Origin of the sequence: Paeniglutamicibacter sulfureus, assembly GCF_039535115.1 — a bacterium.
GTDB lineage: Bacteria > Actinomycetota > Actinomycetes > Actinomycetales > Micrococcaceae > Paeniglutamicibacter > Paeniglutamicibacter sulfureus.
Map to the genome: position 1 here is coordinate 3816442 of NZ_BAAAWO010000001.1, position 23114 is coordinate 3839555.

20 protein-coding genes and 1 riboswitch are annotated in these 23114 nt (G+C 66.5%); of the genes, 6 read left to right on the plus strand and 14 right to left on the minus strand.

All coding sequences use genetic code 11. The features are described from left to right. Positions 1–190 precede the first annotated feature (190 nt). From ABD687_RS17290 to ABD687_RS17305, 4 genes are all read right to left on the minus strand, one after another. The gene (locus tag ABD687_RS17290; RefSeq protein ID WP_302262903.1) at positions 191–1294 is read right to left on the minus strand and encodes a VIT1/CCC1 transporter family protein; all 1104 of its coding nucleotides are present in this window, start codon (positions 1292–1294) and stop codon (positions 191–193) included. A gap of 240 nt (positions 1295–1534) precedes the next feature. Continuing rightward, positions 1535–1807 carry a hypothetical protein gene (locus ABD687_RS17295; RefSeq protein WP_310289428.1) on the minus strand — a complete coding sequence of 91 codons (273 nt, stop codon included), beginning with the start codon at positions 1805–1807 and terminating at the stop codon, positions 1535–1537. An 18-nt stretch (positions 1808–1825) separates the two neighbouring features. Beyond that, positions 1826–1937: riboswitch (SAM riboswitch) on the minus strand. 12 nt (positions 1938–1949) lie between these two features. Further along, positions 1950–2528, minus strand: coding sequence for a DinB family protein (locus ABD687_RS17300; RefSeq protein ID WP_302262902.1), 579 nt, complete (start codon positions 2526–2528; stop codon positions 1950–1952). Positions 2529–2655: 127 nt separating this feature from the next. After that, entirely contained in the window at positions 2656–4182 is a 1527-nt protein-coding gene (locus ABD687_RS17305; RefSeq protein ID WP_302262901.1) for a sodium:solute symporter family protein, read from the minus strand. A 161-nt stretch (positions 4183–4343) separates the two neighbouring features. Here ABD687_RS17305 and ABD687_RS17310 point away from each other — a divergent pair, with 161 nt between their 5' ends. After that, positions 4344–4919: a cupin domain-containing protein gene (locus ABD687_RS17310; RefSeq protein ID WP_264268490.1), complete on the plus strand. Its 576-nt coding sequence runs from the start codon at positions 4344–4346 to the stop codon at positions 4917–4919. An 80-nt stretch (positions 4920–4999) separates the two neighbouring features. On the opposite strand, the gene ABD687_RS17315 is transcribed toward ABD687_RS17310, so the two are convergent. Together ABD687_RS17315 and ABD687_RS17320 are read right to left on the minus strand one after the other, a co-directional pair. Continuing rightward, on the minus strand, positions 5000–5617 hold the full coding sequence (locus ABD687_RS17315) for a VanZ family protein (protein ID WP_302262900.1): 618 nt from the start codon (positions 5615–5617) through the stop codon (positions 5000–5002). A gap of 79 nt (positions 5618–5696) precedes the next feature. After that, on the minus strand, positions 5697–7508 hold the full coding sequence (locus ABD687_RS17320; protein WP_310289422.1) for an APC family permease: 1812 nt from the start codon (positions 7506–7508) through the stop codon (positions 5697–5699). A 335-nt stretch (positions 7509–7843) separates the two neighbouring features. Here ABD687_RS17320 and ABD687_RS17325 point away from each other — a divergent pair, with 335 nt between their 5' ends. The 4 genes from ABD687_RS17325 to ABD687_RS17340 all read left to right on the plus strand — a co-directional run bounded on the left by ABD687_RS17325 (position 7844) and on the right by ABD687_RS17340 (position 11565). Beyond that, positions 7844–8281: a hypothetical protein gene (locus tag ABD687_RS17325; protein WP_302262898.1), complete on the plus strand. Its 438-nt coding sequence runs from the start codon at positions 7844–7846 to the stop codon at positions 8279–8281. 134 nt (positions 8282–8415) lie between these two features. Further along, on the plus strand, positions 8416–8541 hold the full coding sequence (locus tag ABD687_RS17330) for a hypothetical protein (RefSeq protein WP_302262897.1): 126 nt from the start codon (positions 8416–8418) through the stop codon (positions 8539–8541). Between the two features lie 352 nt (positions 8542–8893). Continuing rightward, positions 8894–9886, plus strand: coding sequence for an agmatinase (gene speB / locus ABD687_RS17335; RefSeq protein ID WP_310289419.1), 993 nt, complete (start codon positions 8894–8896; stop codon positions 9884–9886). After that, complete coding sequence (locus ABD687_RS17340) at positions 9883–11565, plus strand: thiamine pyrophosphate-binding protein (protein ID WP_310289417.1); 1683 nt, start codon at positions 9883–9885, stop codon at positions 11563–11565. Before speB ends, ABD687_RS17340 begins: the two co-directional genes overlap by 4 nt. Before the next feature lie 29 nt (positions 11566–11594). On the opposite strand, the gene ABD687_RS17345 is transcribed toward ABD687_RS17340, so the two are convergent. Continuing rightward, on the minus strand, positions 11595–12356 hold the full coding sequence (locus ABD687_RS17345) for a MerR family transcriptional regulator (protein WP_310289415.1): 762 nt from the start codon (positions 12354–12356) through the stop codon (positions 11595–11597). Positions 12357–12436: 80 nt separating this feature from the next. Next, positions 12437–14578: a heavy metal translocating P-type ATPase gene (locus ABD687_RS17350; RefSeq protein ID WP_377700342.1), complete on the minus strand. Its 2142-nt coding sequence runs from the start codon at positions 14576–14578 to the stop codon at positions 12437–12439. 176 nt (positions 14579–14754) lie between these two features. Between ABD687_RS17350 and ABD687_RS17355 the strand changes: the two genes are divergently transcribed. Continuing rightward, entirely contained in the window at positions 14755–15420 is a 666-nt protein-coding gene (locus ABD687_RS17355) for a histidine phosphatase family protein (RefSeq protein WP_302262894.1), read from the plus strand. 160 nt (positions 15421–15580) lie between these two features. Here the strand turns inward: ABD687_RS17355 and purU are convergent, their stop codons facing one another. From purU to glyA, 6 genes are all read right to left on the minus strand, one after another. Then, a complete protein-coding gene (gene purU / locus ABD687_RS17360; RefSeq protein ID WP_310289413.1) occupies positions 15581–16447 on the minus strand; it encodes a formyltetrahydrofolate deformylase in 867 nt (288 codons plus the stop codon). A 210-nt stretch (positions 16448–16657) separates the two neighbouring features. Next, positions 16658–17275, minus strand: coding sequence for a sarcosine oxidase subunit gamma (locus ABD687_RS17365; RefSeq protein WP_310289410.1), 618 nt, complete (start codon positions 17273–17275; stop codon positions 16658–16660). Beyond that, positions 17268–20180 carry a sarcosine oxidase subunit alpha family protein gene (locus ABD687_RS17370; RefSeq protein ID WP_310289408.1) on the minus strand — a complete coding sequence of 971 codons (2913 nt, stop codon included), beginning with the start codon at positions 20178–20180 and terminating at the stop codon, positions 17268–17270. Before ABD687_RS17370 ends, ABD687_RS17365 begins: the two co-directional genes overlap by 8 nt. Then, a complete protein-coding gene (locus tag ABD687_RS17375; RefSeq protein ID WP_264268478.1) occupies positions 20177–20500 on the minus strand; it encodes a sarcosine oxidase subunit delta in 324 nt (107 codons plus the stop codon). Before ABD687_RS17375 ends, ABD687_RS17370 begins: the two co-directional genes overlap by 4 nt. 16 nt (positions 20501–20516) lie before the next feature. Then, positions 20517–21734 (minus strand): sarcosine oxidase subunit beta family protein, encoded by a 1218-nt coding sequence (locus ABD687_RS17380; protein WP_149619475.1) that lies wholly within the window; start codon positions 21732–21734, stop codon positions 20517–20519. A 4-nt stretch (positions 21735–21738) separates the two neighbouring features. Beyond that, positions 21739–23061 (minus strand): serine hydroxymethyltransferase, encoded by a 1323-nt coding sequence (gene glyA, locus ABD687_RS17385; RefSeq protein ID WP_310289405.1) that lies wholly within the window; start codon positions 23059–23061, stop codon positions 21739–21741. Between the last annotated feature and the right edge of the window lie 53 nt (positions 23062–23114).

A 23114-nucleotide genomic window follows, 5' to 3' on the forward strand; every position in this document is an offset into this window, starting at 1 on the left:
AATTTTAGAACCAGTAGCCGACAATTGGAAGATATTTTCATGAATATTAGAAACTATGTTCTAGTAAGGATCGTGGGCGACTGCGTTCCCGGCGAGTGCCATCCCGTTCGGGCACAGCGAGGAAAGAGTGCCGCCGGATCCCCGATCCATGAAAGTGGCGGCACGTGCCAGTGTCCCTGCAGTGGTGCCGCTAAGCCACGGAGCTGCCGAAGAGCAGTCCGAGGACGTAGGTGACCGCCGCGGCGCCCAGGCCGATGGCCAGCTGGCGCAGTCCGCGCTTGGCCGGGGATGCGCCGGAAAGCAAGCCGACCACGCCGCCGGTGGCCAGCAGGGCGATGCCCACCAGCACGGCGGAGAGCAGGATCGCGGGGGTGCCGTCCATGCCGAAAATGAACGGAAGGATCGGGATGACCGCCCCGGAGGCAAAGAAGCAGAAGGACGCGGAAGCCGCACCCATGGCGGAGCCGATTTCCTCGTGTTCCCGGCTATCGGCGGCAACCGTGAGCTCGGACCGGAGCGACGTGGAGGGGTTGCAGTCGCAGGAGTAGATGCCCATGCGTTCGGCGGCCCGGTGTGCTGCGTCCTCGTCGCTCATGCCGCGGGCCTTGTAGACCAATACCAGCTCGTTGGCATCCAGATCGAGGTCCGGCGCCGCGGCCAGGGTCACCTCCGTGGGCTTGGAAGCCGAGAGCAGCTCGCGCTGGGAACGCACCGAGACGTATTCGCCCGCGGCCATCGACAGGGCCCCGGCCAGCAGCCCGGCAATGCCGGAGAAGAGCACGAAGGAGGTTGCCACGCCCGTGGCGCCGATGCCCATGACCAAGGCCAGGTTGGACACCAGGCCGTCGTTGGCGCCGAAGACCGCCGCCCGGAAGTTGCCCGAAAGCCGGTTGCGGCCGCGGGTGGCCAGGCCGCGCACGACCTCCTCGTGGACGAGTTCGTCGGCGGCCATCTGGCGGCTGGCATCGGTGTCTGCGGCATAGGGGGAGTTGCCCTCGGCACGCTGGGCCAGGGCCAGGACGAAGACCGAACCGAAGTGCCGGGCCAGGAAGCGGAGCATGGTGCGCCGGATCGAGGGCCGGGTGCGCTTGTCGGCGTTCTCGCCCAGCAGCGAGCGCCAGTGTTCCTCGTGTCGGGTTTCGGCGGCTGCCAGTCCCAGCAGGACTGCGCGTTCCTCACCCTGGCGCTTGTTGGCCAGTTCGCGGTAGACCGCGCCTTCGGCGATTTCGTCGGCCAGGTACTGGCGCCAGCGCTTGATCTGGGCGTGAGTGGGGGTCGGCGCTTGTTGCGTCATGCTCTCATCCTCATGTGGGCGTTCACGGCCTCGGGAGGCCATGCGATGGGGAGGCCCAGCAGGATTTCTTTTTGGGTACGTTGAGCCTCGGGCCACCAATGTGTGGACCGAAGGTCTCGTTCGCCCGGGCCGGGCTGGATTGCCCGTGGCCCCGGGTGGATTGCCGGGTTACAACGCTGTAACCAGTATGTCGACGCACCGCTGTCCCGCCGTGCCGGCGGGTCTGGGAACTACTCCCCTTCAACCCACGAGTGTAGCCGTTGGCAGGACAAGTGAAAATTCGTTGAGACTAAAAAACAACGCCTGTCCGGCGGGCTTTCCGGCCCGGGGGATGCGCACCGACAGCTCCCTCGCGCGGGCGTCGAAGCGCGGCAAGCCGACGGCATTGGCCAGGGCCGCGGCCAGCGAAGGTGCGTCCGCAACGTGGTAGCTGTGCCAGGAACCGGCAAGGCGCAGCTCGACGACCGCACGGTGGACATCGAGCAGGGGCAAAACGGGGATGGAAGGTGCCATGTGGGGGCGAAAGCCTTTCGTGAGCTCTTGCCGGGGCCAAGTGGTCCGCGACCGCTTCTTCATCCGAACCACCCATGAACCTGGGGTTGGTGCGCGTCTGAGTCGGAGCTTGCCGACGCGTCTCGTGAAGCTGTGGTCCACTTTACCGTGATTCGGAGGCCCGCAAGATATTTGCGTGCAATTGCGTCCAGGCAACGGGGTCGTAGGGAGGAATGTTGGTGTTGTCCCGGCGCATTCCGGTGGAACCGTCGATGAGCTCCCGCACGATGTCGGCATGGCCCGCATGGCGTGCGGTCTCCACGTTCATGTGCAGCAGCAGGCGCCCGAGCGTGGTGTCGCGTTTCTCCGGCACCCACCAGGAAACCGTGGCCGGTGCATCCAGGGGGAGGGCTGCGATGTTGTGGTTTGCTGCGGCGATGGCGCGGCGGTAGAAATCGAGGATCTCGGAGCAGGGGACATCGGCGGGCACCCACATGTCGGCGCTGACTTCCGGATCGGCCATCAGCGCGTCGTGGCGTTCATCCTCGACCGTGAACCCGAGGCATTCGACGAAGTAGCCGTACTCGACGGTGGCCAGATGCTGGATCAGGCCCAGGATGTTGGTGCCCGTCCCGACCATGGGGCGGGTCATTTCCTGCTCGCTGAGCCCCTCGACCTTCCAGAGCATGGCTTCGCGCGTGCTGTCCAGGTACGTGGTGAGGTGGTCCTTGAGATTGTCCATGCGGCCCAGCCTAGGAGCGACGGGGCCCGCCGGGGAAGGGCTGCGGCGAAAGGAAGGAGCCCGTCTTCGCGCGCAGTGCGCGGAGACGGGCTCCCTTCGGGATGCGGTCCGTGCCGTGAATCCGGTGCTAGCGGCCGGCGACCTCGGTGATTTCCGCGCCCTCGGCGTCGGCATGGCCGGCGACCCGGGCGTTCCAGCGGGTGATGACCGCCGCGGAGGTGGGTCGCGTGATCAGGGAGACCACGATGAAGGTCAGTGCCGAGGCAATCAATCCGAAGTAGATTGGCTCGTTCGCGTAGATGCCGTCAAAGCGCTGTTCGGCCTGGATTTCCAGGACGATCATGGTGCCCAAGGTGACAATGGTTCCGGCAGCCATCGAGGCGGCGGCCCCCAGCCCATTCCCGCGCTTCCAGACCAGCCCGCCGATGATGGCCACCAGCAGGCCGCCCACCAGGATGTCGTAGGCAATGGTCAGTGCCGCGACCACGTCGGAGACCATGATGGCCAGCACGATCGAGACAATGCCCAGCAGCAGCACCCAGATGCGGTTGGCACGCACGTCGTGCTCCGGGTTTTCGTTGGTGTTCACCTTCACGTGCCTGCCGAACCAGCTGGCCACGAACGGGGTGACGTCGGTGCGGGCCACTGTGGCAGCGGCAATCAGCGCGCCGGAGGCAGTGGACATCATGGCTGCCACAGCGGCTGCCAGCACCAGTCCGCCGACGGCGACGGGCAGCAGCTGAGTGGCGACCTCCGCGTAGACCACGTCCTTGTTGGTGTCAGCGCCGATGATCTCCGGCAAGGCGACCTTGGCGGCCATGCCGATGATGGCGCCGGCTGCCCCGTAGAGCACGCAGTAGATGCCGGCGGTGGTGCCGCCCCAGCGGGCCACCTTCGGGGTCTTGGCGGTGAACACGCGCTGCCAGATGTCCTGGCCGATGAGCAGGCCCAGGGTGTAGACCACGAAGTAGGTGATGATCGTCTGGACGCCGATGCCGGTGAAGCTGAAGAACTCCGCCCCGACGCGTTCGCGGATCCCTGACATGCCGCCGGCTGCGTTCAGTGCGAAGGGCAGCATCAGGAAGAAGATGCCCACGGTCTTGATGACGAACTGGACCTGGTCGGCCAGGGTGATCGACCACATGCCGCCAATGGTGGAGTAGATGACCACGATGACCCCGCCGATGGCGATGGCCAGCCAGCGCTCCCAGCCGAAGAGGACCACGAAGATCGTCGCATAGGCGCTGGTGGAGGTTGCGCAGAGCATCAGTGTGTAGGCGAGCATGACGATACCCGAGGTGTTCGTCGCGGACTTGCTGCCGTAGCGCAGGGTGAGCATCTGCGAGACGGTGAAGATCTTCAGGCGCTGCAGGGTGGGTGCGAAGAGCAGCGAGAGCAGGATGACGCCGGCGCCGATGGCCACGACCAGCCACATGCCGGAGATCCCGAACTTGTAGCCGAGGCCGACGCCGCCGACGGTGGAGGCCCCGCCCAGGACGACCGCCGCCATCGTGCCGGTGTACAGGAACGGGCCGAGCCGCCTGCCGGCCACGAGGTAGTCGCTGCTGTTCTTGGTGCGCGATTTTCCCCACCAGCCGAAGATGAGCATAGCCGCCAAATAGACGGCAACGATCGTGCCATTGATGAATTCCATGGGGGGAGCCTTTGCTGGGAATGAACTTGGGTGCAACTCTGGGATGCCTAGGGGTAAACTTTTGTTGTTCTACAGGCTAATGTGAGGTGTCGCACACGTCAATTGCACCTAAGCTGTATGAACGCAATATTTCCCTCGAGCCCACCTGGAGACCCGCGCCGATGAAAGCCCTGCCCGTTGAGCCCAGCAGTGCTGCCCTCGCCATCGGCTCGCGGATCCGGGCGGCGCGTCATGCCCAGCGTCTGACCATTGACCAGATCGCCGAATCCACGGGCTTGACCAAGGGTTTTCTCTCCCGGGTGGAGCGCGATTTGACCAGCCCCTCGGTGGCATCGCTGGTGACCCTTTGCCAGGTACTGTCCCTGGAGGTCGGGGAGCTTTTCACCCAGCCGGACACCCACGTGGTCAGGCTTGCCGAGGCCCCTCGCATCTCACTGGGAGGCGAAGGAATTGTCGAAAGGTTGGTGACGGCGCGTTCGGAGCGGCGCCTGCAGGTGATTCGCGCCGTCATTGCCCCGCACGGCGAGGGTGAAAAGGAGCTCTACTCGGTGGATTGCGAGGTGGAGGTGCTCCATGTCCTCTCCGGGCGCTTTGTGCTGATTTTCGCCAACGAGCGCCTTGACCTCGACGCGGGGGACACCGTGACCTTCCCGGGGCGCGAGCCGCACAGCTGGAAGAACCCGACGGGCGAGGAAGCCATCGTCACCTGGACGCTGGTCCCCGCCGCGTCGCGTTAGGACCCGTTGCCCAACCCGTGGACGAAACCCGCGGAAAAGACCTCCAGCCGTCACTGTCCGCTGGCCGCTTGTGTTCGGGCTTAGCCGGGGACATTGTCCTTCGCCGTGTTCCCTGCCAGCTGTGCGGGTACTGAGTGCATGGAGAGGGCCGCGGCGTCCCGCGGCGGCGCGTAGCGCAGGGGAGAAGCCACGAAGACCCCGGTCAAAAGCAGGGCGAACACGGTCCCGATCGTGCAGATCCGTGTCATGACCGCGGTCGTCCTCGCCTGAAGCCGGTGCCGTGCCAGGTCGAGCAGGCCGATCCCGGCCAGTCCACCGGCGGTGTTGACGACAAGGTCGGTGGCATCCGAGCTCCCAAGGGCCAGGACGTACTGGATGACCTCCAGCGCCGCGCTCGCCCCGGCGACCGCGCCCGCGGCCTTCCACCACTGCCGCGACGGTGCGAGCAGGCCAAGGTAGAGGCCGAAGGGCACGAAGAGCAGGATGTTCGCGACAACTTCGAAAGGTGCGCTCGCCCCGAACCCTGAACCGGGAGCGAACGGGACCAGCTTGAGCTGGCGAAGCACGCCCCCGCCGAGGTACGGGACTTCGAGCTTCCACAGCACGATCCAGGCGAGCAGGCTGAGATAGGCAACGAACAGCGCGACCAGCAATTTGCGCCCGCCCTCTCGGGACGGATTCTTTTCCACGGCAGACACACAGACTCCACGACAAGCGACAGGGACCCTGCAATCCTAGGCCGCGGGGGCAAGCCCGCGGTGCCGAATGCCAGGTGCCTTAGCCCACGTGCACCCAGGGGCGCTTGCCGATGGCCGGCTCGGCCTCGCGCAGCACTTCGCGCGTCAGCGGTGCGATCTCGCCCTGGCCAAGGAACAGGAAGCGCAACAGGTTGTGCGCCGGGTTGCCTTCGGTCCAGCGGAAGTAGATGTGCGGCATCACGCCGGTTTGGTCGCGGATTTCCAGGCAGATCGCGGCAATGGCGGTGGGCACGGAAGGCGCCTCGGCCTGAAGGATCTTGTATCCGTGCCGGGTGGTCCCGGTAACCACGATGTCCTGGGCGAAGTCCGAGAAGTCCGAGATCCTGATCTCGATGAAGACCACCGGCGCATCCTCGGGCAGATGGCTGGCCATCCTTGCGTGGGCAAGCTTGTGCCGGTAGCGGGCGGCCGAGAGGCGGACCGGCTCGTGGGCGATGATCCGCACCATCGAATCCCGGCTGGAGGTCTCGATGATCTTCAGGGCCTCCTCATCGAGGGTCACCGACGTGGCCCGCAGTTCCGTGGAGCGCCGGAAACGCGAAACCATGGAGACGACGATGATCCCGGCGATGAAGAACCCGGCAATCCGGATGCCGTCGGGCCGCTCGACGACATTGGCGCCGGTGGTGTAGATGAATATGGCCGAAATGATCCCGAAGCCAATGGCCCGCCACCGCTGGCCCTTGCGCCTGGCCGAGATAGTGACCGCCACCGCGGCCGAGGCCATGAGCACCAGCACGCCGGTGGCGTAGGCGGCGCCCTGGGCGTCGACACTTGCCTCGAACAAGATGGTGATGACCACGGCAATGCCGATGAGTACCAACACCAGGGGGCGGACGGCCCGTGCCCACTCCGGGGCCATGCCAAAGCGGGGCAGGTAGCGGGGAATGAGGTTCAACATCCCCGCCAGGGCCGAGGCACCGGCAAACCACAGGATCAGGATGGTGGACAGGTCGTAGACGCTGCCGAAGCCCTCGCCGAGCATCGAGTGGGCCAGGAACGACAACGCGCGGCCATTGGCCTGGCCGCCGGGCTGGAATTCCGGGGCGGGTATCAGCAGGGTGGTGACGATCGAGGAGGAAACCAGGAACACGCTCATGGTCAGTGCCGCCGTCAGCAGGAGCTTCTTGGCTCCAGCGATGCGTCCGAGTGGACTGGCCTCGGTGTCCCCGGGTGCCTTCCGGATCTGGGGCATCACGGCCACGCCGGTTTCGAAGCCGGACAGACCCAGGGCCAACTTGGGGAAGACGAGCAGGGCAATGGCAACCATCATCCAGGGTTCCGAATGCGAGGCCGTCAGGTTCAGCCACCAATGGTCTACGGGGGCGGGGTCGCGAACCAGCGACGCCACTGCGACGGCAATGACGACGAGGTTGAGCAGCAAGTAGACGGCGACCAGGCCAACGGCCAGCCAGATGACCTCGTGGAAGCCGCGCAGGAACAGTGCCCCCAGCAGCAGGATGAGGACCAGCGTAATAATGACTTGCTGCCCGTGGAATGCATCGGGGGTGAAGGGGTTTTCGATGATGTGCGCCGTGGCATCGGCCGAGGACAGCGTAATGGTGATCATGAAGTCCGTGGCCGCAAAGCCCAACAGCACCAGGACGAACAGTTTGCCCTTCCAATGGGGCAGCAGACGCTCGAGCATGGAGATCGAACCCTGCCCGTGCGGGGATTCGTTGGCCACGCGCCGATAGACCGGCAACGCCGCACCCAGGGTGACTGCCACGAGCAAGAGCGTCGCCAACGGGGCCAAGGCGCCGGCCGCCAGTGCGGCAATGGCGGGTTGGTAGCCAAGCGTTGAAAAGTAGTCCAGGCCGGAGAGGCACATAACCTGCCACCATCGGTGTCCGGTTGGCGTGGATCCGGCGGGTTCCGCGTGGTCCTGACCTATTTCGGTGTCACGGAGCCACCTTGAAAAGCGTTTTGGACGGGTCTTGGTTCGCACGGGCGAAACCAGTCCGGCTGACGCAGAGGTTTTCTTCACGAGAAGGAACGCTACTCTTGCCCAACGAGCCTGGACATAGCTGGTGACAACTAGTTTGGTGACGTGCGCGACAGTACGCCGCTTTGACATTCAGCCGCCGAAAAGCAACCATTTTGTAGCGGCATACATCAGGGAAGTCGTTTCCTGCGTTGCACCCGCCTGCTTTAAGGACTTTGTTTGTGAGTACCCTGCCCGAAGACACATCCTTGGTTCCTTGGCGACCCAAGCGGCTCTGGGCACCGTGGTGGCTGGCGATGATCCTGGGCGGAACTGCGGGGGTCACATTGACACTGCTCCGGACCTCCAGAACGTTTGTCATTCCCGGCGCGATTGCCCTGGCCATGATCATCATTTTTATCAGCGTCGCCACGATCTTGCGTCGGCAATTCCATTCCGAGGCCCTGGAGCCACCGATGTCGCTTTCCTATCTTTTGTGGATGGTGTTGTTGATTTTCCTCGTGGGTCCCGTCCAGCTGGTGTTGCTGCCCGCGAATCCGCAGGAAGTGATCGTCAAGGCACTGGCGTTGTCTGTGGGCATATCCATTTGCATGTATGCGGCGGACCGCGCCTTGTTCTCGTCGTTTGCGAAGCGGGAGCGTCCCAGGCAGGACGTTTGACCGGTGGCTTTCAGTGATGGAAAAGCACGGCTTTCCATCACTGAAAGTGCTTCTAGGCATGCCCGATGAAAAGCCCCCGCCGTCGACCTTGATCACGCTCGGCGCTCGCCGAGATCGACGGAGTCTCCGGCGCCATGGTGAACTCCACCGAGGCGCCCCGAGCTTTCATGCTCGCTGTGGTGCTGATCGTTTCGACCATCCTGGCACTTCTGTATGTGTTCTTGATGCGCGAGCGGGCCAAGCCGCGTCCCCCCGCCTAATCCGGCCAAGTTCGATGAACTGATCCACACCCCATTGCGCTGTGCTGGAAGTTGCCGATTCGGTGCTGAGTACGCACCGGAAGTAACAAGCGGCTGCCGGGTGTGTCCATATTGAACGATTCACCCAGGGTGGACGGAGCCATGTCAGGGCCGTGCTGGGTGTTGACGGGGCAGGGCCCATGCGGGGAACGTGGCGGCACCGCGAGCCATGCTCGCCCATCTGATCCCCGGGCCGAGGCGGGTGCCTTGACTGTTGCCCACACCACAAATAGCATACAGGGCAACGGTTGTTTCATATTGAGCAACAAGGCATGTTCGGCGCTCGGTGCCGGAAACCCTGAGGGAGAAGAACGTGGAAGAACTCCGCATTGAAGAAAACGGAAACATCGGGCCCATCGACGCCTCAAGGATTCCGCGTTTTGCCGGACTGGGCACCTATGCCCGGCTCCCGCGCATCGACCAGGTGCCGGCCGCCGACATCAAGGTCGTGGGTGTTCCGTTCGACGCAGGAGTTTCCTATCGGCCAGGTTCACGTTTCGGGTCCACGCACATCCGCGAGTCCTCCCGCCTGCTGCGTCCCTACAACCCGGCCCTGGATGTCTCGCCCTTCGCGCTGACCCAGGTGGCCGACGCCGGGGACATGGCGGTAAACCCGTTCAACATCAACGAGGCCATCGAGACCATCCAGCAAAACGCCTTGGACCTCACTGCCGACGGCTCCACCCTGGTGACCCTCGGCGGGGACCACACCATCGCGCTGCCTCTCTTGCGCGCCGCCGCCGAACGCGCGGGCGCGCCGGTGGCAATGCTGCACTTCGATGCGCACCTTGACACCTGGGACACCTACTTCGGTGCCGAGTACACCCACGGCACCCCCTTCCGCCGCGCGGTGGAGGAGGGCATTCTCGACACCGAGGCGATCTCCCACGTGGGCACCCGTGGCCCGCTCTACGGCAAGAAGGACCTTGAGGACGACAAGCGCTTCGGCTTCGGCATCGTCACCAGCTCGGATGTCTACTACCAGGGCGTGAACGAGATCGTGCACAAGCTGCGCGACCGGATCGGCGACCGCCCGCTCTACATCTCCGTGGACATCGACGTGCTGGATCCGGCGCATGCCCCGGGAACCGGAACGCCCGAGGCCGGCGGCATCACCAGCCGCGAGCTGCTGGAGATCATCCGGGGGCTGCGCGGCATGAACATCGTCGGAGCCGACATCGTCGAGGTCGCCCCCGCCTACGACCATGCCGAGATGACGGGCGTCGCCGCGTCGCACGTGGCCTACGACCTGGTCTCGCTGATCGCGGACAAGCGCGCCAACGACAAAAAAGCGGCCCAGGCATGAGCCCGGACGACATCACCGAGGTGGGCACGCGCAATGGCGGGGACCTAGTCATCGAGACCCTCGAGGCGCTCGGCGCCCACACGGTCTTCGGCATCCCCGGCCAGCATGCACTGGGCCTTTTCGATGCGCTCTCGCGCTCGAAGCTGCATTTCGTCTCCTCCCGCGTGGAAAACAACTCCGCCTTTGCCGCCGACGGCTATGCCCGGGCCACCGGCGAGGTCGGGGTGCTCTTCCTGTCCACCGGGCCCGGCGCGCTGACATCCCTGGCCGGCCTGCAGGAGGCCTATGCCACTTCTGTGCCCATGGTGGTGGTGGCCAGCCAGATTCCGCTGGACGGGCTCGGCGCGCGCCGCAAGGGCATGCTGCACCAGCTCGATGACCAGAAGGCCTCCGCGGCGAACGTCACCAAGTCCCAGCGCACCGTCCACCACGCCTCGGGCATCCCCTCGGCCATCCAGGACGCCTGGGCCGATGCGATCACCGTGCCGCAGGGCCCGGTCTGGGTTGAGGTCCCGCAGGACGTCTTGCTGGCCCCGGTTTTGGTACCGCCGGTCATCGACGCGCTGGCCGAGGCTTACGAGCACCCGCCGCGCGTCGAACTCATCGACGAAGCGGTCCGCTGGCTGGCCAAGGCCAGTCGCCCGGTGATCGTGGCCGGCGGCGGGGTCCGCCGCGCCGGGGCCAAGGACGCGCTGCTTGCCGTGGCCCAGTCCCTGGGCGCCCCGGTCGTGTGCTCGCCCGGCGGCAACGGCGCCTTCCCCTGGAACCATCCGCTGTCCCTGCAGTCCTGGGTCGAGGACCGGCACGTCACCGAGGTCCTGGAGGACGCCGACGTGCTGATCGTGGTGGGCTCCGCCCTGGGCGAGGTCACCAGCAACTACTTCACCCTGGAGCCGCGCGGGCACCTGATCCAGATCGATGCCGAGCCGCGCGTGCTCGAATCCAACCGCCCAGCACTGGGCATCCGGGCCGACGCCAAGGCGGCGCTCGAGTACCTCGGCGAGGCATTGGGCATGCTCGAGGGCGGGACCGAGGCCAACTGGCACGGGAAGGGCCCCGAAACGGTCGTTGCCGACACCCTGGCCAAGGTCTTCGCGCGGCTAGACGCCCAGGACCTGTCCAAGGAACGCACCTTCATGGCCGACATCCGGGCCGCGGTGCCCGATGACATGCAAACGTTCTGGGACATGACCATTTCCGCCTACTGGGGATGGAGCTGTTGGGACTCCAAGGCCGGGGAGTTCCATTCCGCCCAGGGTGCAGGCGGCTTGGGCTTCGGCTTCCCCTCGGCCATCGGCGGGGCGCTGGGGCTGCAGGTCGCGGGCAAGACCCCGGCGCAGGCGCGCGTGCTGGCGGTCTCCGGCGACGGCTCGGCCATGTACTCCATTGCCGAACTGGCCACCGCCAAGCAGCACCAGGCTCCCGTGACCTGGCTGATCGTCGACGACGGAGGCTACGGGATCCTGCGCGAATACATGGAAGGGGCCTTCGGGAAGGCCACCGCCACCGAGCTGGCCCGCCCGGACTTCGTGGCGTTGGCCGAATCCTTCGGGATCCCGGCCCGTCTGGTGGACCCGGAAAACGTGCGCGAGGCGCTCGAGGAGTCCTTTGCCGCCGACGGCCCCAACGTGGTGGTGGTGCAGACGCTGCTGAAGATGTTCGCGCCCACGCACCTGTAGAAGGCGGGATGCCTGCACACTCTTTGCGGCTACGGCATCGTCTTGACGTGGATCATCAGGGCATCGCGCACGAAGGACGCGACCTCGAAGCCGCCGTAGTTCGCGGCGAAGCGCTCGTCGGCCACATACATCTCCGCCAGGCCCATGACGTACCCCTTGGTGTCGCCGCCCGGCTCCGCCGCCGGGGTTCCCGGGATGCCGGTGAGCCACTGGACGTGGCGCCGGGCCAGGTCCTGGGCCTGCGGGGAGTCCGGGGTGGTTCCGGTATCCCGGGCCGCGGCGATCCAGTCATTGCCCAGGTCCTTCATCCGGAGCTTCCAGTCCTCCTGCCCATCCTTGCCCAACCCGCGCCACCAGGCGTCGGAGCGGGCATAGGCTTCCTTGCCCCAGCGCTGTTCCACCTCGTCCCGGTGCACCGTATGGTCAAATCCGTCGAACATGTTTTTTGCCATGAGCTTCCCTCTTCCTTGCAGTGAATTGATGGTGTGCTGCACCGCGGCGATCCGTCGCGCGAGGCGGTCTTGTTCGGCGCGCAGCAGACCCAGGTGCGTTTCCAGCGCCGCGGCCTCGTCCGCCTCGGCCTCGATGACCTGGTGGATCTGCGGCAGGCCGAGTCCCAGCTCGCGCAGCAGCAGTACGCGCTGCAGACGGATCAGTGCGGCCTCGTCGTAGTACCGGTAGCCGTTGTGTCCGATGCGGCTGGGCGGCAGCAGGCCGATGTCGTTGTAGTGGCGCAGCGTGCGGCTGGTGGTGCCGGCGAGCCTGGCGACCTGTTGTATCGACCGTTCCATGGAATCAACGGTAAATCTTGACGCAACGTCAATGTCAAGAGGAGGGGCGCCTACTGCGCGGGTCGCCGGGGCCGTGCCGGCTACTTCCTGCGGTCTCGATCGAGCCCGGCGCCGGGGCGCAGATCCAGGCGGCGCAGCAGCTGCGCATTCAACGCCACCACGACGGTGGAAACCGACATCAGCACCGCACCGACGGACATCGGCAGGACGAAGCCGATGCCGGCCAGCGCTCCGGCGGCCAGGGGAACTGATACCAGGTTGTAGCCGGCCGCCCACCACAGGTTCTGCTTCATCTTGCGGTAGCTGGCGTGGGAGAGGTCCAGGACGGAGAGCATCGAGCGCGGGTCGTCACTGGCCAGGATGACCCCGGCCGAGGCAATGGCCACATCGGTGCCGGCCCCGATGGCGATGCCGACATCCGCTTGCGCCAGCGCGGGGGCGTCGTTGACTCCGTCCCCGACCATGGCGACCTTCTGCCCCTCCGCCTGCAGCCCGGCGACCTTGGCGGCCTTGTGCTCCGGGCGCACCCCGGCAAAGACCCTGTCGATGCCCAGCTCCCGACCCACGGATTCAGCCACTGCCTTGGCGTCCCCGGTGATCATGACGACTTTGATGCCCCGGGCGTGAAGTGCCTCAACGGCGGTGCGGGATTCGGGACGGATCTCATCCGCCAGGGCCAGTGCCCCGATGACTGCCCCGTCGGCGATCGCGTGCAGGATGGTTGCCCCGCGCGCCTTCCAGCTCTCGCTGGCCGGCAGCGGTTCAAGGGCATGGGTGGCCAAAAGGTGCGGGCCGCCGACCCCGATCTCGGCCCCGTCGACGGAAGCCTGGACACCCTCGGCCGGAGAGGAGCGGAAGCCGGTGGCGGGGGAGAGAGACAGTGAGCGTTCGCCCGCGGCCCGCATGATCGCCTGGGCCAGCGGGTGCTCGCTGTCGGATTCGGCGGCTGCAGCGAGGGCCAGGACCTGGTCCTCGGAGTGGCCGGGAACCGCGGCGATTTCGGTGAGAACGGGTTCGCCGACGGTCAGGGTGCCGGTCTTGTCGAAGAGCACCGAGGTTACCTGGCGCATGCCCTCCAGGGCGAGCCGGTCCTTGATGAGCACCCCGCCCTTGGCGGCGCGTTCGGTGGCGATGGAAACCACGAGCGGGATCGCCAGTCCCAGGGCGTGGGGGCAGGCAATGACCAGCACCGTGACGGTCCGGATGACCGCGGCGTCCGGGTCCCCGAGCAGCGACCAGACGGTGGCGGTGATGAGGGCCGCGCCCAAAGCGAACCAGAACAGCCAGCCGGCGGCAGTGTCGGCGATGCGCTGGGCGCGCGAACTGGAGGCCTGTGCCTCGGTGACCAGACGCTGGATGCCCGCCAAGGCCGTGTCGGCCCCGATCGCCGTGACCTTCACGCGGACGGCGGTGTCGGTGGAGACGGTACCGGCCACCACGTGTTGACCGGGGCCGCGGGACACCGTGCGGGACTCGCCGGTGATCATCGACTCGTCCATCTCGGCGGTTCCGTCGGTGATTTCCCCGTCGGCCGGGATGCGTCCGCCGGGGCGCACGATGACGACATCGCCCAGTTCCAGGGAGCCGGGGGCTACCTGTTGGACTTCACCGCCGACGATGCGTTCGGCGGTGTCGGGCAACAGCGCGGCCAGCGAATCCAGGGCCGAGGTGGTCTGGGCCAGGGACCGCATCTCGATCCAGTGGCCCAGCAGCATGATGACGATCAGCAAGGCGAGTTCCCACCAGAAGTCCAGTCCGTGGTCCAGAAGGCCGAGGCTCGCACCCCAAGAGGACAGGAAGGCGACCGTGATGCCCAAGGAGATCAGCAGCATCATTCCAGGTTTGCGGGCCGCCAGCTCGTCCCTGGCCCCGGAGAGGAACGGCCGTCCGCCCCAGAGGTACATCACCGTGCCCAGGACCGGGGAGACCCACGGGATCCACGCGGTCCGGGGCAAGGTGACGCCAATGAGCATGGTGAACATGGCGTTGAAGGCCAGAACCGGTATCGAGATGGCCAGCATGACCCAAAAGAGCTTCCTGAAGACCGCCACATGGTCTCCGTGCCCGCCGTGGCCCGAGTGGTCGCCATGCCCGGCGCCGGCATGTTCAGGGTGGACCATGCTTGCGTGGTCGTGTTCCGGATGTGCCGAATGCGGTCCATTGCCAAACTGGCGGTTTTCCGGGTCCGGCGGGGCTGCCGTGCTGTGCTGGTGTTCGTTCATGGCGCCAACATATACCCCTAGGGGGTATATGTCAACGGCTCGACGGCAAGCTCATCCGGAGATCGTTTCCGTGCCTGGGCTCGTGTCGCGATCCTCCATGGCCTGCATGGGCGCCGAGTCAGGAAGCCTGGATACCAATTCGTCGGACCGTCGTGGCCGCAGGGAAGATGGTGGACATGCGACTAATCCTCATTCGGCACGGCCAGACCACATCGAACGTCGGACACCACCTCGACACCGGCGAGCCGGGGGCGAGCCTGACTGACCTCGGTCGTGAACAGGCCCGGGCGCTGCCGGCGGCGTTGACTGCCACCACCATCGAGGCGATCTATGCCTCCACGCTCCTTCGCACCCAACAGACGGCGGCCCCGCTCGCTGCCGCGCTCGGACTCGAGGTAGGTATCCGTGCCGGGCTTCGGGAAATTCCGGCCGGGACGTTGGAGATGGCCAACGACGAGGCCTCCATTGAGGCATACCTGTCCGTGGCCTTCGGGTGGGCCGATGGGGCCACTGACGCCATAATCGCCGGGACCGGGGAGGACGGGCAGGCGGTGCTGGGACGTTTCGACGACGTTGTCGCCGAAGTGGTGTCCACGGGTATCGATACCGCGGTGCTCGTAACCCACGGCGCCATGATCCGAGCGTGGGTCGGAGCCCGATGCGGGAACCTCCCCAAGGGATTCACCGCCCTTAACGCTGTTTCGAATACCGGCGTGGTTGTGGTGGAGGGAACTCCGGGCAGCTGGCGGGCAGAAAGCTGGCAGGAACAGGCCCTGGGCGGATCCGGGTTGGAGGATGCGTCCACCGATGGCGCGGCCGCCGAGGTCCTGGCGCGGGAGTGATCCGGTAGGCAAGGGAACAACATTTCGCGGGCACCGCCATGCCCGCAAGACATCCCTCGACCCGGTGAAGTAGTTGGTTTTATGCCCAAAACGCTTCGGGCCGGCGGGAACCCGAAGGATCCCGCCGGCCCGAAGGTCGGAACGCATGGTCGTGCGTTTGTTAGCGCAGCACCACGGTGCGGTTGCCGTAGAGGAACACGCGTCCCTCGGCGTGCCACTTCACTGCGTTGGACAGCGCCTTGCATTCGGTGTCGCGCCCGGCGGCCACCAGGTCCGCGGGGGAGTAGGTGTGGTCGACGTCCTGGACCTGTTGGGAAATGATCGGTCCCTCGTCGAGCTCGGCGTTGACGTAGTGGGCGGTGGCGCCCACGGTCTTCACGCCACGGTCCCAGGCCTGGTGGTACGGCTTGGCGCCCTTGAAGGACGGCAGGAAGGAGTGATGGATGTTGATGGTCTTGCCGGTGAGCTTGCGGCTGAGCTCGTCGCTGAGCACCTGCATGTAGCGCGCCAGCACCACGAGTTCCACGTCGAACTGGTCAATGAGCTCGAGCAGCTTGGCCTCGGCGGCCGGCTTGGTGTCCGGGGTGACCGGCACATGGAAGAAGGGCACCTTGTGCCATTCGGCCAGGCCCTGGTGGTCAGTGTGGTTGGAGACCACTGCGACGACGTCGATCGGCAGCTCGCCCAGGCGGGCGCGGTGCAGCAGGTCGTTGAGACAGTGGTCGAACTTGGAGACCATGATCAGCACGCGCTTCTTGGTGCCCTTGGGCGCAAGCGTCCAGGTGATTCCGTATTCGTCTGCCAGGGAGGCGAAGCCGGCGCGCATGGACTCGGTCAGGCCCGGGGCGTCGGCCCCGGCAAAATCGACGCGCATGAAGAACTGCCCGGCACGGCGGTCCCCGAAATGCTTGAGCTCGACGATGTCGCGGCCCTGGGCAAGCAGGAACCCGGTCACCGCATGGACGATGCCGGGGCGCTCCGCGCAGGCGACGGTGAGGATGTGTTCGACTTCAGTTGGTGTATCCACGTTCGGCACTCCGATGCATGCGCGGCCGCCGGGGCCGCGCGAAGGGTGGTCTGGTTTTCTTTACTGCTGGTGTTCCGCTGGCTATTTTAGGTGCCTCTGGCCACAATCCCGATTCGCCGCCGCGATGTTGCGCCCACGAACGCGGGCGGGCGACCCCCCGGTCGAAAGGGGGATCGCCCGCCCGCCGTGGCCACGGCTCGTGCTGACCGCCTAGTCGACGGGTGGGGAAGCGAATTCCGTCATGGCATCGAGCAGCCAGCGCGCCGTGTAGTCGGCAAAGGATGCCCGCGGCAGCAGCCGGAAGGTGTCCGCGGCGGTCTTCCAGAGCAGCACCGGAACCGGTCCCAGCGCCGTGGTGATCGCGGTCCCGACACCGAAGCTGCGCGGGTGCAGATCCGCCGGGCACCCCTTCTCCAGGACCAACCGGGCGCTGGGGCCCGACAGCTCGATGACGGTGCGGTTCGCCGAGAGGTCGACGACCTGTCCCGGGGCCTGGCCAAGGGCCTCGTTCAGGTCACCGAGAAGCTCTGTGCCCTCCGGCGCCACGACGAGGAACTCGTCCGGGCCGCTCCAGAGCACCGCGGTGCCCTCCACGCCGCCGGCTACCTGGCCCACCGCGGCGGGAAGGCCCACGCCGGTTGCCGAGGCAAGCGCCGCATGTGCCTCGGTCCCGGGCTCGGCGCGCACCCCGATCTGGGTGGTGAACGCGATCTCGCGCAGCGTCACGCCGCGTTCCCCTGCCACCGAGCCCTGCTCGAGCGCGGAGGCCAGGTGCGCCAGCGGACTGGTGCGCAATACGGATACATCAACCAAAACCTGCTCAGCCATCTCGACGGCTCCCTTCGGAATCAAAAAGTACGGTTTCGCCCACGACGACGTCGACCAGCTTGCCATCGACGTACGCCTGCAGTTCCTCGCCGATGCGGCTGCGGCCGTTGGAAATCAATGCCATGGCAAAGCTGCGGCCCAGCGCCGGGGAGTGGTAGCTGGAGGTGACAAAGCCCTGCATCTTCACCGGGGCCACCTCCGGGGTGATACTGGTTCCGGCGTTCACCAGCTGGGTGCCCTCGGGCAGGCGGAACGACTTGTCCGCCGGGAGCACGGTGACCAGCTGCTTGCGGTCCTCGCGACGGTTGTCCACGCGGTCGAAGGAACGCTTGCCCACGAAGTCCTTGACCTTGGAGACCACCCACTCCATCGAGGCGTCCTGCGGGGTCACCGTGCCGTCGGTGTCCTGGCCGACGATGATGAAGCCCTTCTCGGCGCGCAGCACGTGCATGGTCTCGGTGCCGTAGGGGGTGATGTTGAATTCCTCCCCGGCCTCCGCCACGTCTTCCCAGACCTTCAGCCCATACCAGGACGGCACGTTGATCTCGTAGGCCAGTTCGCCGGAGAAGGAGATGCGGCAGATGCGCGCCTCGATGCCCGAGGCCAGCACTGTCTCCTTGAAGGCCATGAACGGGAAGGACTCGTTGTCCAGATCCAGTTCCGGTGCGAGCTTGGCCAGCACGGCGCGGGACTTCGGTCCCACGACCGCGACGGTCGAAACCTGTTCGGTGACCGAGGTGCACTTGACGTCAAGTTCCGGCCATTCGGTCTGCAGCCATTCCTCCAGCCAGTCCAGCACGCCGGCGGCGCCGCCGGTGGTGGTGGTCATGAAGAAACGGTCCTCGTCCAGGCGCAGGGTCACCCCGTCGTCGAAGATCATGCCGTCGGCCTTGCACATCAGGCCGTAGCGGGCCAGCCCCGGCTTGAGCTTCTTGAAGGCGTTGGTGTACATGCGGTTCAGGAACTCGCCGGCGTCCTTGCCGCGGATCTCGATCTTGCCCAGCGTGGACGCGTCCATGAAGCCCACCGAGTCGCGCACGGCCTTGGACTCGCGGTAGACCGCGGTATCCATGTCCTCGCCTTCCAGCGGGTAGTACCAGGGGCGCTTCCACTGCCCGACGTCCTCGAAGAGTGCGCCGCGGGCCACGTGCCACGGGTGGATGGAAGTCAGGCGGGCCGGGTCGAAGAGCTCCCCGCGCTCGCGCCCGGCCAGCGCCGCAAAGGCCACCGGGGTGTAGGGGGCGCGGAAGGCGGTGGTGCCGATGCCCGCCACGTCGTTGGTGCCCAGGGCGGCGGCGATCACGCCGATGGCGTTCACCCCGGACGTCTTGCCCTGGTCGTTCGCCGTGGAGATGGAGGTGTAGCGCTTCACGTGCTCCACCGAGCGCATTCCGGCGCCCGTGGAGCGCAGCACATCCGCCACGGTCTGGTCGCGCTGGAAGTCCACGAAGTGGTTCTTGTAGTCGGCGGCCTCGCCGGCCAGCGAAGGCACCAGCCACAGGGCGCGCGATTCGCCGGGGGTCTCCACCGGTGCGCTGGGCACCGAGGCGGAGGTGCTGAACCCCGCGGCGGTTGCCGCGTCGGCTCCGGCGCGGGCGCCCTCGGCCAGCGCGGAGGCCAGCTCGAGGCGCCCGTTCATGGCACCGGCGGTCTGCTGGTTGGCCACCGGGTGGGCGGGGACGAAGGCGGAGAGCGCCTCGCTCCAGCCCAGTCGGCGTTCGCGCTGGGAGTGCAGGTGCACCACGGGGTTCCAGCCGCCGGAGACGGCCAGGACCTCGGCGTTGATGGTCTCGGTGTCCCCGACCAGTGCGTCGGCGGCATCGATGCCGCTGATGGTGACCGAGGACAGCGAGCCGTCGGGACCTGCCGAGGTGTCGGCAACCACGGAGCCGACGATGACCCGGATGCCGCGGGCAGAGACCTCGGTGGCGCGGATCGAGGGCTCGGTGCGGGCGTCGATGACCGCTGAGACCGCGGTGCCGGCGGCCAGCAGGTCCTCGACCAACGCATAGGCCGAGTCGTTGGTCGTTGCCACGACGATGTTGTTGCCGACCTGCACGCCGTAGCGGTTGAGGTAGGAGCGGGCCGCGGCGGCCAGCATGATCCCCGGGCGGTCGTTGTTCTCGAACACCAGCGGGCGTTCGTGGGCGCCGGTGGCCAGCACGACCTGCTTGGCCCGGACGTGCCAGATGCGCTCGCGGGACACCCCCGCGCCCAGCTCGCCGGCCAAGTGGTCGGTGCGGCGCTGGACGGCCACGAAGTAGTTGGCGTCGTAGCTGCCGAACGCGGTGCTGCGAGAGAGGTAGGTGAACTCGGGCGCATCGGCCAGGGCCGCGCGGGTCTCGGCGATCCATGCGGCGGCGGGCTTGCCGTCGATGGTCTCGGTGGATGCAGAGAGCAGCGAGCCGCCGGCCTCGGGCTGTTCGTCGATGAGGATGGTGCGGGCGCCGGACTTGGCGGCCTCGCGGGCCGCGGCCAGCCCGGCGGGGCCGGCGCCGACGATGAGCACGTCGGTGTGCACGTGCTTGCGGTCGTAGATGGCCTCGTCGGTGCGCGGGTCTAGCTGGCCCAGGCCCTGAAGCAGCGTGACGTCCATGCCGTCGGTGAGTTCCACCGTGGTGGCCGGGAGCATGGATTCGTTCACGTGCCCGGCCCAGCGGGCGGCGACCTTGACCAGTGCATTGGATTCCTCGACGCCGGCCGAGACGATGCCGCGCGGGCGCTTGAGGTAGAGCGAGTCGCCGCAGGCGCGGATTCCGGCTCCGAGCATGGCCGATGCCACGGTGTCCCCGGCAAAGCCGGTGAAGGCCTTGCCGTCAACGGTGAAGGAGAGTTCGCGGGTGCGGTCGATGCGGGCCGAAGCCGTTGCTTCCTCGCCGAGTCGGTGCGAAGAGGTGGTGCTCACTTGGTTCCTCCCTGTGCTGCGGTGTTGGTGGCCGGGGCGTTGGTGGTCTTGATCGGTTGCGGCTCGCCGGGCTTGTAGACGGCCTTGAATTCATAGGTCACGGTGTCGCGCACCGCGTTGAACCAGCGGCGGCAGCCGGCGGAGTGGACCCAGCGTTCGGCGAAGAGCCCCTTGGGGTTCTGGCGGTAGAACAGGTACTTGGCCCATTCGTTGTCGTTCAGGGCCGAGGGGTCCTCGGGGTAGGCCACGTGGGCCTCGCCGCCGTAGCCGTATTCGGTCTCGTTGCGGGGCCCGCACCAGGGGCATTCGATGAGCATCATTTTGTGTGGGTCCCTTCTAGTGGGCCACGGCTGCGGCGCCGTGTTCGTCGATGAGGTGGCCGGTCTCGAAGCGCTCGATGGAGAAGCCCGCGTTGAGCTCGTGCGCCTCGTCGTTGGCGATGGTGTGGGCGAAGGTATAGCCGGCGCCCGGGGTGCCCTTGAATCCTCCGGTGCCCCAGCCGCAGTTCACGTAGAGCTGGTCGATCGGGGTCTTGGAGACGATCGGGGAGGCGTCCATGGTGGTGTCCACGATGCCGCCCCAGGTGCGCAGCACGTGGGCCCGTCCGAAGATCGGGAAGAGCTCGACGGCGGCTGCCATCTGCTCCTCGATCACGTGGAAGGCGCCGCGCTGGCCGTAGCCGTTGTAGGAGTCGATGCCCGCGCCCATGACCAGTTCGCCCTTGTGGGCCTGGGAGACGTAGACGTGCACGTGGTTGGACATGACGACCGTCGGGTGGACCGGTTCGTGCAGTTCGGAGACCAGCGCCTGCAACGGGTGGGACTGGATGGGCAGTTCGAAGCCGGCCTGTTCGGCCAACACCGAGGAGTGCCCGGCGCCGCAGAGGGCGACCTTGCCGGCGTTGATGGTGCCGCGGGAGGTCTTGACGCCGGTGACCCGGTTGCCGTCCTTGATGAAGCCGGTGACTTCGCAGTTCTGGATGATGTCCACGCCCATTTCGTCGCACTTGCGGGCGAAGGCCCAGGCGACGTGGTCGTGCTTGGCGATGCCCGCACGCGGCTGGTAGGTCGCGCCCATGACCGGGTAGCGGATGTCGTCCCCGATGTTGATGATCGGGCACAGTTCCTTGACCTGCTCGGGGGTGATCCATTCGGCGTCCACGCCGTTGAGCTGATTGGCCCCGACCCGGCGCATGGACTCGCGCACGTCGCCCAGGGTGTGGGCGAGGTTCATGACCCCGCGCTGGGAGAAGAGGAAGTCGTATTCGAGTTCCTCGGGCAGCTGCTCCCAGAGCTTGAGGGACTTCTCGTAGATGCCGGCGGATTCGTCCCAGAGGTAGTTGGAGCGAATGATGGTGGTGTTGCGGGCCATGTTGCCGCCGGCCAGCCAGCCGCGTTCCAGGACGGCGATGTTTGTCATGCCGTGGTTCTTGGCCAGGTAGTAGGCGGTGGCCAGGCCGTGCCCGCCGCCGCCGACGATGACGGCGTCGTAGGAGGACTTGGGTTCCGGATTGCGCCAGAGGAATTCTGGGTGCTCGGGGAGGATATCGGCCATGGTCTTATGCTCCAATCGGGGCGAGGTTCGGGTACAGCGGGTGGGCGTTGGCCAGGGCGTGCACGCGGTCCAACAGGTCCGCGAGCGTTGCCTCGTTGTTCTCCTGGGTGCCGGCGATGAGGGTCTCGGCGATGATGTCCGCGACCTCCACGAAGGCGGCCTCGGAGAAGCCGCGGGTGGCCAGCGCCGGGGTGCCGATGCGCAAACCGCTGGTCACCATCGGCGGACGCGGGTCAAACGGGACCGCGTTGCGGTTCACCGTGATCTCCACCTTCGCCAACAGGTCCTCGCCCTGCTGCCCGTCCAGCTGGGAGTTCCGCAGGTCCACCAGGACCAGGTGCACGTCGGTGCCGCCGGTGAGCACGGAAATGCCCGCCGCCGCGACATCCGGTGCGGTGAGGCGCTCGGCCAGGATCTTCGCACCGGCCAGGGTGCGTTCCTGGCGTTCGCGGAACTCCTGCGTCGCGGCGATCTTGAACGCCACCGCCTTGCCCGCGATCACGTGCTCCAGCGGCCCGCCCTGCTGGCCCGGGAACACCGCCGAATTGATCTTCTTGGCGATGTCCGCATCGTTGGTCAGGATGATCCCGCCGCGCGGACCGGCCAGGGTCTTGTGCGTGGTGGAGGACACCACATGGGCGTGCGGCACCGGGGAAGGGTGCAGCCCGGCGGCCACCAGGCCGGCGAAGTGCGCCATGTCCACGAACAGGTACGCACCGACCTTGTCCGCGATCTCCCGGAACCGCTCGAAGTCCAGCTGCCGCGGGTAGGCGGACCAGCCGGCGACGATCATCTTCGGCTTATGCTCCAGGGCCAGGGCCTCGACCTTGTCTATGTCCACCACCAAGGTGTCCTCCTCGACGCCGTACGGGACGATGTTGTAGAGGCGGCCGGAGAAGTTGATCTTCATGCCGTGGGTCAGGTGCCCGCCATGGGCCAGGTTCAACCCCATGATGGTGTCGCCCGGGCGGATCAGCGCGTGCATCACCGAGGCGTTGGCCTGCGCGCCGGAGTGCGGCTGCACGTTCGCGAACTCAGCCCCGAAGAGCGCCTTGACGCGCTCCAGGGCCAGGGTCTCCACCACGTCGACCTCCTCGCAGCCGCCGTAGTAGCGCTTGCCCGGGTAGCCCTCGGCGTACTTGTTCGTCAGCACCGAGCCCTGCGCCTGCATCACGGCCAGGGCCGTGTGGTTCTCCGAGGCAATCATCTCCAGGCCACGCTGCTGGCGCGCCAGCTCCGCGTCGATCCGCTCCGCGATCTCCGGATCCAGGGTGGCAATGCTTTGCGTCAGCGATGTCTCAACAAGCGTGGCGTTAGTGGCGGTCATCCAGTGTTCACTCCTTGAAGTACAAGTTGTTTATGATTGATATATCAGAACTG